At 68.7% G+C, this 14516-nt stretch carries 14 protein-coding genes and 1 pseudogene; 5 read left to right on the top strand and 10 right to left on the bottom strand.

Annotated features, from left to right (window positions below):
- Positions 1-17: 17 nt before the first annotated feature.
- A complete protein-coding gene (locus tag ABZV78_RS06645) occupies positions 18-578 on the top strand; it encodes a hypothetical protein (RefSeq protein ID WP_355635946.1) in 561 nt (186 codons plus the stop codon).
- A 302-nt stretch (positions 579-880) separates the two neighbouring features.
- On the opposite strand, the gene ABZV78_RS06640 is transcribed toward ABZV78_RS06645, so the two are convergent.
- On the bottom strand, positions 881-1099 hold the full coding sequence (locus tag ABZV78_RS06640) for a hypothetical protein (protein ID WP_355635944.1): 219 nt from the start codon (positions 1097-1099) through the stop codon (positions 881-883).
- 52 nt (positions 1100-1151) lie between these two features.
- Here ABZV78_RS06640 and ABZV78_RS06635 point away from each other — a divergent pair, with 52 nt between their 5' ends.
- Entirely contained in the window at positions 1152-1769 is a 618-nt protein-coding gene (locus ABZV78_RS06635; protein WP_355635942.1) for a hypothetical protein, read from the top strand.
- Positions 1770-1951: 182 nt separating this feature from the next.
- Here the strand turns inward: ABZV78_RS06635 and ABZV78_RS06630 are convergent, their stop codons facing one another.
- Together ABZV78_RS06630 and ABZV78_RS06625 are read right to left on the bottom strand one after the other, a co-directional pair.
- Entirely contained in the window at positions 1952-2314 is a 363-nt protein-coding gene (locus ABZV78_RS06630) for a cyclic-phosphate processing receiver domain-containing protein (RefSeq protein ID WP_355635940.1), read from the bottom strand.
- Between the two features lie 129 nt (positions 2315-2443).
- A complete protein-coding gene (locus ABZV78_RS06625) occupies positions 2444-3043 on the bottom strand; it encodes a hypothetical protein (protein ID WP_355635938.1) in 600 nt (199 codons plus the stop codon).
- Between the two features lie 591 nt (positions 3044-3634).
- Here ABZV78_RS06625 and ABZV78_RS06620 point away from each other — a divergent pair.
- A complete protein-coding gene (locus ABZV78_RS06620) occupies positions 3635-3820 on the top strand; it encodes a hypothetical protein (RefSeq protein WP_355635936.1) in 186 nt (61 codons plus the stop codon).
- A gap of 50 nt (positions 3821-3870) precedes the next feature.
- On the opposite strand, the gene ABZV78_RS06615 is transcribed toward ABZV78_RS06620, so the two are convergent.
- The 3 genes from ABZV78_RS06615 to ABZV78_RS06605 all read right to left on the bottom strand — a co-directional run bounded on the left by ABZV78_RS06615 (position 3871) and on the right by ABZV78_RS06605 (position 6925).
- Positions 3871-4500, bottom strand: a complete 630-nt coding sequence (locus ABZV78_RS06615; protein ID WP_355635934.1) for a hypothetical protein — start codon at positions 4498-4500, stop codon at positions 3871-3873.
- 924 nt (positions 4501-5424) lie between these two features.
- The gene (locus ABZV78_RS06610) at positions 5425-5895 is read right to left on the bottom strand and encodes a hemerythrin domain-containing protein (RefSeq protein ID WP_355635932.1); all 471 of its coding nucleotides are present in this window, start codon (positions 5893-5895) and stop codon (positions 5425-5427) included.
- Between the two features lie 367 nt (positions 5896-6262).
- On the bottom strand, positions 6263-6925 hold the full coding sequence (locus tag ABZV78_RS06605; RefSeq protein WP_355635930.1) for a hypothetical protein: 663 nt from the start codon (positions 6923-6925) through the stop codon (positions 6263-6265).
- Between the two features lie 289 nt (positions 6926-7214).
- On the opposite strand from ABZV78_RS06605, the pseudogene ABZV78_RS06600 reads away from it, so the two are divergent.
- Positions 7215-8665, top strand: a pseudogene (locus ABZV78_RS06600) (serine hydrolase domain-containing protein).
- A gap of 183 nt (positions 8666-8848) precedes the next feature.
- Here the strand turns inward: ABZV78_RS06600 and ABZV78_RS06595 are convergent.
- Together ABZV78_RS06595 and ABZV78_RS06590 are read right to left on the bottom strand one after the other, a co-directional pair.
- Positions 8849-9568, bottom strand: a complete 720-nt coding sequence (locus ABZV78_RS06595; RefSeq protein ID WP_355636016.1) for a hypothetical protein — start codon at positions 9566-9568, stop codon at positions 8849-8851.
- Between the two features lie 146 nt (positions 9569-9714).
- Positions 9715-9936 carry a hypothetical protein gene (locus ABZV78_RS06590; RefSeq protein WP_355635928.1) on the bottom strand — a complete coding sequence of 74 codons (222 nt, stop codon included), beginning with the start codon at positions 9934-9936 and terminating at the stop codon, positions 9715-9717.
- 371 nt (positions 9937-10307) lie between these two features.
- Here ABZV78_RS06590 and ABZV78_RS06585 point away from each other — a divergent pair, with 371 nt between their 5' ends.
- Positions 10308-12617: an SDR family NAD(P)-dependent oxidoreductase gene (locus tag ABZV78_RS06585; protein WP_355635926.1), complete on the top strand. Its 2310-nt coding sequence runs from the start codon at positions 10308-10310 to the stop codon at positions 12615-12617.
- A 527-nt stretch (positions 12618-13144) separates the two neighbouring features.
- On the opposite strand, the gene ABZV78_RS06580 is transcribed toward ABZV78_RS06585, so the two are convergent.
- Together ABZV78_RS06580 and ABZV78_RS06575 are read right to left on the bottom strand one after the other, a co-directional pair.
- Positions 13145-13501 (bottom strand): hypothetical protein, encoded by a 357-nt coding sequence (locus ABZV78_RS06580; protein ID WP_355635924.1) that lies wholly within the window; start codon positions 13499-13501, stop codon positions 13145-13147.
- Positions 13494-13724 carry a hypothetical protein gene (locus tag ABZV78_RS06575; RefSeq protein WP_355635922.1) on the bottom strand — a complete coding sequence of 77 codons (231 nt, stop codon included), beginning with the start codon at positions 13722-13724 and terminating at the stop codon, positions 13494-13496. The genes ABZV78_RS06580 and ABZV78_RS06575 overlap by 8 nt, the downstream gene beginning before the upstream one ends.
- Positions 13725-14516: the final 792 nt, after the last annotated feature.

The following is a 14516-nucleotide window of genomic DNA, read 5'->3' as shown; positions in this document are numbered from 1 at the left end:
AGGCGTGGATCGCTCTCGTGCAGGACGCCGTTCCCCTGTACGTCAACCCGCAGCGGCTGGTGGTCAAGGACGGGCAGTTGCTCCAAGTCACGGAGGACGTTACGCAGTCCCAGTGGACCTACCGCGCCTTCAATGAGGAGGAGAGGGCGACGGGAGTCTTCATCTCGGGTGACGAGAAGGGTCGCGAGCAGCTGCTCAAGCGCGTCACCTGGCCCGCCGGACCGGCGGCTCCGGCCTCCGGCGGACTGATGTTGCCCGATCGCATCACCGGCGCCGTCAGCGAGCACGCGGGCCCCATGGTCACCGCGACGGACGCCAAGACGCTGACCCGGATCCGGGCAGCCCTCGCCGAGTTGCGCGACCCCGTGCCCGCAGGTGAGGAATGCACGCTACAGGTGCCCGGTGCGGTCGGAATCGCCCTCGACGGCGTCACGGTGGTGCTGGGTGACGCGACGTGCCCGCAGGCGATCTCGACCGGCGGCGGTCGCGTCCGGGTGCCGGCCCGGCTGGGCAAGGAACTGCTCAACCTCATCGTGGCGAGCGACCGCGCCGCGGCCGAGCGTGCCGCCAAGGATTGATCGAACTACTCCCGCCCGTCGGCGGGAGACCTCGAAGGCCAGCCCCTGACCCGTAGGTTAATACCGCTGGTCAGGGGTCGACTCGCACCGTGCAGCTCGTCCATGACGTCTTGATGGCACGTCCCCGCCTTGGCCTCGATGGGGTTTGCCGTCGTTGCGTTGAACGTCCTCTTCTGCCGCCGAGCCGGTCGCTTTGCTGGGCGTCGTCACTTACCCGGACGCTGTCCGGGTGCCTCCTCGGCTGTGAGGTCTTGGCTGGGCTCGCAGCAGACGTTGTTGGCGGTGTTGCCGATGTTGGGCTGCTATCCGAAGGGGGTGGGCGGTCTTGTGAACGCATGGTCGCGGGGCGCCAGGCGGTGGCGTGGTCCGGCTGCGCGGAGCACCACGTCGAGGACCTGGTCGGGGTTGGCGGCGTAGCTTGTGCTGAACCAGGCCATGTTCGCCTCCACCACGACCCCTGTGGCATCGAGGACGAACAGCCGGTACTCCAGCAGGAACGTCACGATCTCGCTAACCAGCACCGGGCACAACTGGGCCTCGACCCTGCCGGCGCCACCGTCGCTGTGGGACTAGGTGGAGGCCACGAAGCTTGAGCGGCGAGAGCAGGAGCGGCGCGCGGAGGAGTACCGGCGGCGGGAAGAGGAGCGGCGCTGGGGTGGGCGCCCGCCGGGGGAACGGTTGCGTCAGGTCCGGGGCAACGTTCAAGGGATCGCCCTGCTGGACCGGGACCTCGTCGACGGCGTTGCCGAGGCTGACGACGTCATCCAGCGCCGGATCGCGGTCTGGGCCGCGCGGCAGGCGTTCGCCCTCGCCGGCATCGCGGACCTCGGCTGGATGGCCCCGGCATGGGCGGCGCTGGAGCACGGAGACCCCCTGCCCGCCGAGTTCACCGACCCGAAGGCGCTGCTAGCGCGGATCTCGGGCGCGCAGGAGCCCGGCGGGTACCGCATCGTCGGGATGGTCCGGCAAAGCCATGGCGCGGCCCCTTCGCTCGGCGCGATACTCGACGGCCCGGTGGATCCGGCAGCGATGGCGTTGCCGGCGCTGGCGGCTGCCGCCGGGCCGGATCCGCTGCAGGCCGCGCTGGAAGCGCTGTGGGCGGCGATCACCACCTACGCGGCTCGGCGCGCGGAATTCCTGGCAGAAGTGCGCCGGGCGTTTCCCGTCGTCGATTCAAAGGGCCCACGCTGACGAAGTGCCATCCGCGATCGCGACCTGCTGCTTCATGCGGCGGCCCTACCGGCGTCAGGGCAATGCCTGCGGGCACTACGAAACACGGCCCAATTGGCCCTGAAGGTCCCGCCGTCGCCGTGCGCTCACATGCCGCCGTCCGAGTGTGGCGGCCGTCGGACGGGGCGTTCGAGCCGGTCAGCTCACGCGGGGCCGTCGAGATAGCCGACGTCGGTAGAACCCGACGCGATCCGGACGCGATACCCCCAGTGCCGTAAGACCTGGGCGATCTTCGCGGCGCCGGTCGGGTTAACGGAGTGGACGTTGATGACGCCGACGTCAAAGGGGCGCTTGTCGAAGGCAGCCCGTTCCAGGACCTCCACGACCGGCCAGATCGTGTCGTCCCCGCCGAGATCGTGGTCTAGCCACAGCTCGTCCAAGCGCCGGTCCCGGTACCGGTCGAGGAGTTCAACCCCGGCGGCGCTGGTACGGGCCACCTGGGCACCACGGCCATCCACGAACGAACGAAGGTCATCGACCAGGACGATCGTTCGGCGGGCATCCACACGATGATGATGCCTGGCAGCATCGTGACGCGACATCCGGATTCGCCGCGATCCGCGCGTCGCCGAAGTCGACGGCGGGCGCTGCTCGCCGGCGACGGTCGTACCGAGGCGCGTGCCTCTGGTTGAGCGTCATGTGGGTTGGCGGTCGTGTACCGGGAGGAGCAGCCACCGGGCGAAGCAGCTCTGGTCGTCAATTTTGGTGTACCACCTGACTTTGAGCCTGTATCCGTTGCTGCGGGTTGGCAGGAGCAGTCCCGTGTCCGGCTCCCGTGACGGAGGTCCATGCTCAGCCGGTGGCGGGCCTGGTTGAGGATGCGACAGCGGCATCGCGTGCTCGCCTATTCCGTCGAGGGCGGCGCTGAAGATTGCGAGGTCGCCGCTGGGGACGCTCAGGGCATCACCGACATCATCGGTGGCCGATGGGTAGTGCAGCGCCGATTCGAGGGTTCCGCGATAGTCCGGGCCCGAGACCTGGACGATCGCCAAGGTGCCCTCCGCAGACTCGAACACCTCCATCCAACTGTCGTCACGAACGACCCCGTCGGCGCCGACAAGAAGAGCGGTAGAGCCGGCCACAGCGATGCTGGTCTCCTCGGGGGTCATGTCGACGATCCGGTCGTACTCGTCGTCACTCATGCCGCGCCAGAAACGGCGAACAGCGGCGTCGATGGCGAGGTACGGTTCGCCGTTCGTCCAGAGCCGCCCGATGTGGGTCCAGGACGTATGCACGGTGACAGTATCCATACGGCCGTCGCCACCGCTGGCCGCATTGCACAACGGCTTACTCTCATGGCCGCTGGTCGTGCGGTCATGCCGAATTGAGTATGTCCACCGTGGTCGACGCCCAGCCGCAATCCGACTCGCCCGCCGCCCGCGAGGCACTAGGCCATCCGTTCGGGCGCATGCCGCTGGTCGCGGTCATGCGAAGTTGCGTGTGCCCGAGAATTCGAGCCTCCCTCCAGTGAGGGAGATGAGTCCCCTCAGGGTGGGAGGCGTCATGGCGCCCGAGTCGACGATGTTGGTGGTGTGAGAGTTCAGGGCAGCCCTCGTTGGGCGTACGGCACGTTCGCGTGGCTGATCTTCTTCGTCGCGTCCCACGTGGTAGCGGTGTTCCTCCCCGGTGACGATCCGACCGGCGACGGACCTTGGGGCCTAAGGGCATACGTGATCTTCAACATCACTCTTATCCTCATGTCGGCCGTCGGGGCAGCTGTCGTTGTAGCCACCGTCCGGCCATGGGGACGACGCGTCCCTCGATGGATACTGCTCACGCCGCTGTGGTTTGGCAGCACGCTACTCGTCGTCCGAGGGGTTCCCGGGATGGTCGAAAACCTGCTGATGGCTACAGGCATCCGCCGAGGCGGCTTTGTGGGGGCGCAAGACATCTCCACGGCTGAGCTCTGGGCCGGCATTGGGATCAACACCTATTTCTTTATAGGCGCGGTGCTGCTAGCCGTAACGACGGTTTCCTACTTCCGCCGATCACGAGGACACGGTTACGACTGATTGCCACACCTTTCCCAGCCAGGTCATCCTCAACTGCCGCCGATCGCGCGTCACGTGGTGTTACGGCACGCGACAGCCGTCCGGGTCAGGAACTGCCAATGAGATGTACGGCGTGCCGCCGCGCCGGTAGCACCGGTCCCGCTCAGACGGCTGGGACGACTACCAGTTGTGGCTTCGGCATCGGTGTGCTGCTGGTCTTCTGCGGTGCGCCGGACGACCTGGATGCCGGCGGTCGTGGTGATCACGAGTGCCACGGATGCGGCGACCAGCAGCAGGGTGGTCTCGGCCAGGACGGTGCGCATGTACTCGCCCCCGTTCGTGGTGGCGGACAGGTACTGCACGGCTGCGATCAGGTTGAGGGGCACGGCGACGATGGCGCTCATCCGCCACCGGGCCACAGGCGCTGTGGGTGCGACCGGTGGCTCGGTGCGCCGGGTCCGGATGACCCAGTTGGCGACGCCGGCCCAGGCGGCAAGCAGCGTGAGAAGCAGAAGCCAGAACATCGCCGAGGACAGCTCGCGAAGCGGCACGATGGTGTTGAGCATGTCCACCGTGCCGGACCCGTCGTGGGTCACTACGCCGATCCGGTGCTCGTACGCTGCGAGGGCGACGATGGTGTGGAAGACGTCGACGACCGTGAGGGCGACGAGGGCGGTCACGGCGGTGCGGGCAGCGGGCACCTGACGACGATAGCTGAAGGTGAAACGTCGCTGGAGCGCTGATTTGGTTCGCTGGTTACCTCGTCGAGTCCACGCTCGGGTGCACGGATCTGCCGCTGATCGCGCGGTCATGTCGGAATGAGTGCGTCTGATTGGCGGCTCCGAAGTCTGCGGCGGCCGGTGGTCAATGTCCTCGTCGGAGGGAGACTGATCATCCGAACAGTCGCTCGCTACGGGGACCGCATCCAATCCAGTGATCTGATCTAATGCCTGTCGTGTCCAGCCCGGATCAGGAAAGCGAGCCCGGGGGCCAGCCATCTCATGCGGACGAGCCGCGGCATGGATCGGCTCCCGGCACCGTCCAAGCTGCGGCGATTCTGCTCTACGTCGGCGGTGCGCTGACTGTGTTGTCCGCGCTGACCGGCCTCGGGTCCGGAACCTTGGGCGGTCTGCTGCGGGCCGGGGCGTACGTGTTACTCGGGGCGCTGTACATCGGGCTCGCACGTGCGGTGCAGCGAGCCCGGCGGTGGGCGCGGCGAGCGGTTCTCGTCCTGTGCGGGGTCGGGGCCGCTCTCGCCGGCGTCCGTCTGTTCGCATCGGGCACATCGTCGGCCGTCGGCTCGCTCGCTTGGCCGGCGGTCTACGCGATTCTGCTCAGCACCGACACAGCCCGGTCATGGTTTCGTTCCGCAGGTCTCGAACCTGGCCGATGACCCGCACTCATCTGCCGCCGACCGTGCGCGCGACTCGGCGGATAGGTCACGCGTCGTAGCGGACCCTGCCAGACGCAAACGGTCCCAACATGTCAAAGAGCGCGCTGTCGATGCGGTGAACCCTGTCCGGACACCATCGTGCTGTCCTCGTCCCGGCAATCGGGGGACGTGGACCAAGTTCGGCAGCTGAGGATGGAGTGGCAGGGCCCGCCGGTTCGCGGGCCCGGGTTGCTCACAGCGGTCCCAGGACCTCCTCGGGTAGCGCATCCAGCGAGAGCGACTCGAGCACAGTGAGCAGCTGACGCTCCTCGTACCGGAAATGGCTCTCCATAATGGCTGCGACGCCCTCGAGGTGACGATCCAGCTCGGCGACCGGTGCGGCCCGATCGACCGCGGCCTGCAGGCCTGCGAGCAGGTGCGCGATCATCGAGTGGTCCTGGGTGAGGTAGCGGAGCACGGGCTCCAGCTCCGGGTGGACCGCCTTGATCGCCGGGAACAGGGTGTGGTCCTCGCCCCGATGGTGCCCGTCAAGGGCAGCGCAGAACCCGTGGCAGTACAGCAGCAGGTCACGGGTGGCTGTCTCGCCGGACCTGCCTTCGGCAACCGCACTGCGGGTGAGGTCGAGCGCCTCGCGCAGGCGCGCGTGCACCTGGCGAAGCTCACGGCTCCAGGCGATGAGCCTGGTCGTCTCGCGCTCAGTCACGCGAAGACGAAGGATGCGACGTCGACATCGTCGGTCTCCCTCGGTCGGGCGCCTCCATGCCTGACACCGTCTGCCACCGGCACGCGACGCTACCCGAAGCACAGTTCATCGAGATCAGCTGACGGAAAGGCGAAAGACTTGCCATGGTCAGACCATTCACGCTTCTGCCGCCGACCGTGCGCGCTGGGCCTCGATGCGCCGTGACGCTCGCTCTTCAACAACAGCTGGCGCGGCTGGGAATCATCTGAGTGGGGTCCTCACCGAGCGACCGGCGGCAGTCTTGCGGAACCCGCAGCATGGCGAGCTGTTCATCGTTGACCAGCCGACGCAACCGCTGCCCTGCCCACGCGGACGCCCGGGCCAGCGCTCAGTCCACGTCGGCCGGGATCGGCTCGAACGACGTCCCGTCCGCCGGGCCCACCTCGTGCAACCGCCCGTCCCGCACCAGGTACACGAAATTGTGCCGGGTCCGCGCGGCGAAGTCGGCCCGCTGCTCGTCGGTCCAGTCGTCGCGGTGGGTGCGGGGGTACTCGGCGTGGTCCGGTTCGGTCAGCAGCCGGACCACGTAGACGGCGTTGGCGCGCACCTCGATACGCCAGCGGTCGTCGGGCCACTCGCCCTCGGCCTCGATGACGCCGTCGACGACGTGGTCGAAGGTGAACCTGTCCAGCACGGGCGGATACACCCGGCCGGGCACCGGGTCGACCCGCTCGCGCACGACGGTGGCATCCTGCTTCAGGAACGTGTGCACCAGGTACCCCATCCAGAATTCGGCATCGTAGAACTTCTCGCGCTCGTTCCAGGCGATCGCGGCGCCGTCGGCGGTCGGCGCCCACTTGCACCAGTACCCGGGCTTGCTCGGGTCTGGATCCCTGGCGTCCTCGACCTCGTCGCCGTAGCCGAGGGCGTAGGGGCCGGTGGACCGGGGTTCGTGCCTGGTCTCGGCGAACGCCAGCAGGTAGTCGATCTCGTGCTGGTTCAGCGGAGGAGTGATGGTCACCTGGCCGGTGAACGTGGTCTCGTAACCCACGGCGGTTTCCTTCCACGAAGCGTCGCATGTGTATACCAAAACGTGGAAGGCGCTGATCCGAGCGTGCAGGAGTTCGGGAGTGGAGCTGACCGGCACGTTGGCGGAGACCCACTGGGAATCGCATCGACCTGCGATTCTCGGGGCGGCCTACCGGATCCTCGGTTCCGAGGCCGAGGCCTGCCTGTCGGCGGCGTGGCAGCGCAGGAGCCGAACGCAAGATCTGAAATCGGCGAAGGCATCCGCTTCTGCCGCAGACCGCGCGTAATTGAACGGAGCCGGTTGTCCACGGGTGGCGGCGCGGACGTGCCGAGATCCGGTAACGCCCGGTCTGCGCCACGCCAGACCGCCGTCCTATGGTGAGGCCGTGATCACTAACCCCGACCGCTCGGCCGCCACCGCTTCGACCGCCCGCCACCTCGACCACGTGCTGTCGACAGAGCAGCGGGCCGGTCGCCTCCCGTCGGTGGCCGCTGGTGTGGTGCGCGACGGGCGGCTCGCCTGGTCCGGTGCGGTGGGGACGCTCGACGGCCGCGCCGGGGGAGACCCGGCCGACACCGACGTCCAGTACCGGATGGGCTCGATCACCAAGACGTTCGTCGCGGTCGCCGTCATGCGGCTGCGCGACGCTGGGCGGCTCCGCCTGACCGACCGGTTCGACGACCACGTGCCGGGGACGTCCTTCGGCGACGTCACGGTCGAACAGCTGCTCGTCCACGCGGCCGGCCTGCAGGCCGAGACTAATGGCCCGTGGTGGGAACGGACGCCGGGCGGCACGTGGGACGAGCTCGTCGCGTCGGGCGTCGGGCTGCGCTTCCGCTCCGGGCGTCGCTTCCACTACACGAACGTCGGCTACAGCGCGTTGGGTCAGCTCATCGCCGGGCCCACGGCGTCGACTGGTTCGAGGTCTTACGCCGCGACCTGCTCGAGCCGCTCGGCATGCGCCGCACGACGACGCGGCCCACCGGGCGCGCAGCGCGCGGTCTCGCCGTGCACCCTTTTGCCGACGTCCTCCTGCCCGAGCCCGAGCACGACGCCGGTGCGATGGGCCCCGCGGGCCAGCTGTGGACCACGATCGAGGACCTCGCGCGGTGGGCGGCGTTCCTCGCTGGCGACACCGGCGAGCTGCTCGCCGCCGACACGCTCGAGGAGATGTGTGAGCCGCACTTCGTCGTCGATGACCCTGGTGTCCCTTGGACGTGTGCGCACGGGCTCGGCTGGCAGGTGTTCAACGTCGATGGACGCCGGTACGCCGGCCACGGCGGGTCGATGCCGGGCTTCGTCGCCGAGCTGCGCGTCGCCCGCGACACCGGAGACAGCGTCGTCGTGCTGACCAACACGACGAGCAGCCCGGCGCCCCGGCGCCTGGTCACCGCGCTGCTCGCCGGGCTCGAGCAGCACGAGCCCGCATCCGTCGAGCCGTGGTCCGCGTCGGGTGACGCGTCCCTCCTGGAGCTCGTGGGCACGTGGCACTGGGGACCATCGGTCACGGTGGCCCGGGTTGAGGGCGGCCACCTCGTCCTCGGCGAGCCGGGGGTCGCCCGCGGCTCCCGCTTCCGCCCGGTCGGCGTCGACGCGTGGGTCGGGCTCGACGGCTACTACGCGGGCGAGCCGTTGCGGGTCGTCCGCCGGACCGACGGGGCCGTGTCGCACCTCGACCTCGCCTCGTTCCGCTTCACCCGGACGCCCTACGACCCCGATGCCGACGTGCCGGGCGGGGTCTACCCCGCCAGCTGGCGGTAGTGCCCGCCCCCGCGTTCTCTTCGGCAAGAAGGTCACCGTTCACTCGGTGGACCGCTCAACCTGGTGCCGCAAGGCGTCTGAGCACCCGAAGAACGCACTCATCTGCCGCTGAGGGAGCATTTGCCTGGAGCTGGGCTCCGACCCGTACCGCTACGGCTCGCCATATCGATTCGTCGGTCCCGGTCAAAGGTCGGCGACGGTCAGCCAGTCGGCGGAGCGTGGCCGGTAGCCATACCTGCTCATCAACCCGAGCACGATAGCGGGCATGTGTGCAGCGCCGTAGACGACAGCCACTTCGATGTCCTCCCCGCTACGCTCCTCGTGCAGCCGGCAGAGCGCGGCCAGCAGCCGCTCGTCGCGTTCACCAAGGAAAGCGGCCGCCAGTTTCGGCGACCAGTCGGCGAGGTCCTCCGCTTCCGGTGTGGGCAGGTCGTTCTGCTCCATCGAACGCGACCAGATCATGCGGGTGCCGCCGAACAGTCGGGCCACCACGACGAATGGCAGCACTCCCCACATCATCAACCGCTGCGCCAGCGGCACTCGCCGCCAGCCGGCCGCGAACTCCTCCAAGCTGACGTCGGGGCGCACCACCGGAACGCCGAGCGCCGCGTAGTCGATGTCCTGTTCGACCAGCTTCGCCCGTCGATTGAGCCGGAGCACCCTGTAGCTGAGCGTCAGCGCACCGACCAGCACAGAGCGCTTCCCCCGGCCGCCGCCCACGCCCTCGGCCACCACGACGTCTGCGCGCTTGAGCCGGGCGGTCACGGCCGCATAGAACGCGGGCTTCGCCATGTGGATCATTGGATACAGCACGAACTGGAGCGCTGTCTCACGACGGCGCAGCCGGATAACCGCCGACCGGACCCCGAGATCGGTCACCTCGATGATCTGCACGCCGCCCATCCCTCGCGCATCGGGACTGTCGCCGTCATCGTGACAGCGCTTGTCCGGAACAGGCGACCTCACGTCGGTCTCCGCACCCATGTGGCCGCGAGTCGACCATCCTCATCTGCCGCGAGGCGCGCGTGCTCATGGGCGCGCCGCCCTCACTATGCGTACTGACTTCGCAGCCATTGCCGGACAACGGGCATGGCGGCTGCGATCACCGCGTCGGCCAGGGGTTCAGCATCGTCCTCGGCGACGTCTCCCAGACTCGCGACCTGCCGCATGTACGTGCGCGCGGCCTCCAACACCGCTAGCGGAACATCGTGAAGATCATGGTCCGGGTATTTCGCGTACTCGGGGTCCGGCGCCCAACCGCCGTCGGTCATGAACCGTACGTTATGCGCCGGCCACACTGTCGGCACCGACCAACCGCCACGTAAGCGCCAGGGGCGCTGTCAAACCGCCTGGCGGCGCCCAAGCCATGTGCACGCTCATGTCGCGATCCGCGCGCTACGCGGCGTCACGAGGTGCTTACTTGGCTGGCATACGCACGTAGCCGAGTTGAGTGCGCCGCGGTCCGTTCACCTTCCCGGTCGACGATACTGATCCTTACGCCCAGGCCAAAGCCATCGCGCATCGACTCGGCCACGAAGACAAGGTCGGGTCAGCGGCGTCGTTGATGAGGTTGGTGGACCTATATAGCGGTTTCAGATCTAATTGATCTTGACAGGTTCCGAGCTAACGCCACAATCATGCGATGGGCGGGCTCATGCATTGGGTGCGGATTGCTGCGGGTGTCACCGGACGTGGGGTGAGCCCTGACCGGCTGCGCGCGGCGGTCGCCGGTCGTACTGTCCTCGTGACCGGCGCGTCTGAGGGGATCGGCGCGGCGACTGCCCGCCGTCTGGCCGCGGCGGGCGCCGTTGTGCTTCTTGTGGCACGCACGGCGTCGCGGCTGGAGCAGGTTCGGGACGAGATCGTGGCGAGCGGCGGCGTGGCGTACGTTCACCCCGCTGACCTCTCAGTACCCGCGGAGGCCGCCGCGCTGGCGGAGGAGTTGCTGACGCGGTACCGCCGGATCGATGTGGTGGTCAACAATGCCGGGCGGTCGATCCGCCGTGCGGTGGCCGACACCGCCGACCGGTTCCACGACCTCGAACGCACGATCAACCTGAATTACCTGGGGCCGGCGCAACTGCTGCTGGTGCTGCTGTCCGGCATGCGGACCACCGGCGGTGGGCACCTCGTCAACGTCTCGACCGCCGGACTCGCCATCAACGCCCCGCACTGGTCGGCGTATCACGCCTCGAAGGCGGCGTTCGACACGTGGCTGCGCACTGCCGCCGCGGAGCTGCGGCATGACGGCGTCACCGTCAGCACCGTGTACTGCAACCTGGTGCGTACCCGGATGCTTGCACCTACCGCACACTACCGGCGTGCCCCGGCGATGTCGGCCGCCGAGGCGGCGGGCATCGTGTGCCGCGCCGTCGCGCGCCCGCGGACCTGGTGGCCATGGTGGGCCCGGCTCGGCTCGGCGGCGGCGGCCGCGCTGCCCCGCGCGGTGGAGCGGGCGCTCGCCGCGGGGCTACAGGTGGTGGCGGCGACCGAACCGGTACGGGTCATCGTCGGCGCGGGCCTTCTGCGGCCGGGCCGGCTGGTGCGGTTGGCGTGGGCTGGCCGCCGCCACGGTCGTACCCTCGCCACAGCGGTCGCCGCCGGGTCGCCGACGGCGATCGCCGTGATCGATGAGGACGGACCGGCCACGTACGCGGAACTCGACGCGGCCGCCGGCAGGTGCGCGGCGGCGGCCCAGGCGACCCTCGGCGTACAGCCCGGTGACCGGGTGGGCCTCGCCTGCCGCGACCACCGCGGCTTCGTCGCGGCAGCGGCCGGCCTGGCCCGCGCCGGCGCTGACGTGCTGCTGCTGCCCCCGGACCTGCCCGCCGACCGGCTGACCGACCTGGTGACCCGGGAACGCCTGGTCGCGCTGGTACACGAGTCGGGCGCGCCTGCGTGCCCGGTGCCCGCCGTGCCGATATCCGTGCTGTTGGCTGGCGACCCGGCGACGTATCCGCCCCGAGGGCGCGGCAAGGGCCGGATGTCGGTGCTCACGTCCGGCACCACCGGCACCCCTCGCAGCGTGTCCCGACCCCTGCCGGTGCGCATGCTCCTCGGCCCGGCCATCACCCACCTGCGGCTCACCCCGGTCCGCCCTGGGGAACCGATCGCCGTCGCCGCACCGGTCCACCACGGCTACGGGCTGACGTACCTCGCGGCCGGCCTGACCCTCGGCGGCCCGGTGGTGCTGGTCAGCGGCCGCGACCCGCAGGACATCCTCGACGCGGTCGAGGAGCACCGCGCCCGGTTGCTCGTCGCACTGCCCATCCAGCTGCGGCGCATGTGCGACCTACCCGTGACCGATCGCCCCCCGCTCCGCCACCTGCGGGCGGTGATCAGCGGCGCCGCCCCCCTCCCGGCCCAACTCGGCGAGCGGCTGCGCGGACTCTTCGGCGACCGCGTCTTCAACATGTACGCGACGACCGAGGCAGGCTGGGCCTCGATGGCCACGCCTGCCGACCTGCGAGCCGCGCCCGGCACCGTCGGCCGGTCACCGCGCGGCGCACGACTGCGGGTCGTCGACCGCGCTGGCGCGTCCCTCCCACCCGGCCACGTCGGCGAGGTACAGGTCAGCGGATGGCAGCCGGACGGAGCCTGGCTCGCCACTGGTGACCTCGGCCACCTCGACCTGGTGGGCCGGCTCCTGCTGGACGGCCGTATCGACGACATGATCGTCTCCGGTGGACAGAACGTGTACCCCGGTCCCGTCGCCGCCGTAATCACCAGCCACCCCGACGTAGCAGACGCCGTGCTGCGGCCGGTACCCGACGAGGAGTTCGGCCAGCGCCTGCTGGCCACGGTCGAGGTGCGCACAGATCGCACGTTGACCGAGGCCAGCCTCCGCGAGTGGCTACGGCACCGGCTCACCCGCGCCGAACTGCCCCGTGACATCGTCATCGTCACGACGTTGCCCCGCTCGGCCACTGGCAAGCCGACCCGGGACCGGTAACGAAGTACCCGCCCGGGTCCGACACCGTGACCATCAACGGCCGGGACGACGACGGCCGCGACCTGCGGTTGGGCCATCCCGAGTGACGCCAGCCGGGCCAGGTCACGCCCCGTGAAGTCCCTGATCGATGACCGTCGGGATCACGAATGAACTGGTGCATTTCGGCAGACGTCCGAGAGACGGTGCCGAGAGGCCAGCCGACGTGCATCATCACGCCCTGCCAATCGCAGTGATCAGGTCCGGCAATGCTATTCAGCTCATGCCCATCGACCGGCGGCCATCCTCTGTTGTCCAGGTAGGGCTCGGAGAGGAAGTAGTCGCCGACCGTGTCCTTTGACGGCGATGTGGGGCCGCAGGCAGAAAGCAGTACCAGACTCAGGTCGGCGTCGAGAAGACGACTTATGGTGGTGTGATGGCTCACCGGCCGCACGGGTTCATCTGACCGGCAGGTGACAGGCATCCTCTTCTGCCGCTGACCGCGCGCCAGGTCAGCGTCCGATCATGCCGAGTTGGGTTCGGCGCGGCGCTCAGGTCCGCTCGGATGACCCGCCCAGCATTGCCCCGCCAGCCGGACCCGCAGACGCACGAGGGCGGGGGATCGCGGTGGCGATCAATGCCAGTACCGACAAGAGTGTAAGAGCCGGGTGGATCAGCAGGAGCTCGACGCGGATGTTGTAGCCCTTCCCTTGCAAGGTAGCCTCGTACAACGCGTAAACGGCCCACAGGCAAGACATAACGAGGCAGGGCCATACGCGCAGCTGACGTACCGCTCCAAGCCGCCGGGCAACGAAAACCAGCAGCCCGGGAATTGCTAACACGGCTGCAAGAAGCAGGATGCGCCCCGGTCGCTCAACCAGCGACGGGTGGATCAGCAGGTCAACCACTCGTACACCCCACACTCGGTGTGCGGTCTATCTTGGGCAGCCTCCAGGCGATGTCTCCGAGGCTGGCCAGAGCGAGAAAGGCGAAGCCGATGATGGCGGTGGAGGCGGCCGCACCAAGGCGTCGCCGGAGGGCGATCGTGACGAGCAGACCCGCCACGAACATGACCGCCTCCGGCGCCGAGGGCAGCACAAGCCGAAACATGCTCCAGAAGAAATCACTCATGGGCACTCCCTGCCTGACCGGGTGGATCACTGTAGGCCTCGCAGGACCGACGCGCTATCCCCTCTTGGCAGCTGTCCGCCAGAGCCGTCTTCGTCCTTCGAGCGGGGAGGAATTGACCCGCTTCGCCGCGGACCTTCACCCGCTTTCTCCGGACGTAGCCACGAGGCCCGTGCCGGGCCATCCACGGGCCACAAGCCGGTGTGATCCGAGGGCCAACTTGTCCATCGGAGGCCACGTCGGCCTCTGGCCGAATATTCGCCGGAGCCGAACTTGTGCGGTTCCGAAGCTGACAGTCTGGGAGCCACGCGTGGGAGCCACCGGAGCGGACTGGACCGGACGGGACGGGACCGATCGAGTTGCCGGGCGCTTGAGGACCAGGACCAGGCGGATGGCATCGGACGGCCTTGACATGGTCTTGGAATCTACGGATCAGGAGGTCGGGCGCCCGGCCGGCAGCAGTCCTCATTTGGTCCTCAAGAAGTCGGACCGCGACCACCGACGCTGAGAGGTGCCGAGAGTCATTTCCGCACGTCAGGCCAGTCGAGGCCAGGTAGGCACAGGTCACCAACTTGATCTCGTAATGCCTATGTCACACCACCCGCAAGTCGAGGGCTCCTCCGGGTCGCAGGAACGTCTCTGTGAACCTCCAGGATCGCTCGCTGTATGCCGCTTCCAAGGCGACTGTCTCGGTGCCGCTCAAGGTCACCTCGACTGGCAAGCTGCTCTGCCAACTCAGACGGACCCGGACGACATGTCGGCCAGGCTGTGCATCGAAGCTGTGCTCAGCACCAC

This window comes from Micromonospora sp. NPDC004540, assembly GCF_040610095.1.
In the GTDB taxonomy this organism is placed as follows: domain Bacteria; phylum Actinomycetota; class Actinomycetes; order Mycobacteriales; family Micromonosporaceae; genus Micromonospora.
This window is presented reverse-complemented; position numbering and strand designations above follow the sequence as displayed.

Coding starts and splice junctions, on each gene's coding strand:
- ABZV78_RS06620 (WP_355635936.1), top strand. CDS start 3,635: ATGGTCGAAAACCTGCTGATGGCTACAGGCATCCGCCGAGGCGGCTTT.
- ABZV78_RS06595 (WP_355636016.1), bottom strand. CDS start 9,568: ATGGGCGGCGTGCAGATCATCGAGGTGACCGATCTCGGGGTCCGGTCG.
- ABZV78_RS06590 (WP_355635928.1), bottom strand. CDS start 9,936: ATGACCGACGGCGGTTGGGCGCCGGACCCCGAGTACGCGAAATACCCG.
- ABZV78_RS06585 (WP_355635926.1), top strand. CDS start 10,308: ATGGGCGGGCTCATGCATTGGGTGCGGATTGCTGCGGGTGTCACCGGA.
- ABZV78_RS06575 (WP_355635922.1), bottom strand. CDS start 13,724: ATGAGTGATTTCTTCTGGAGCATGTTTCGGCTTGTGCTGCCCTCGGCG.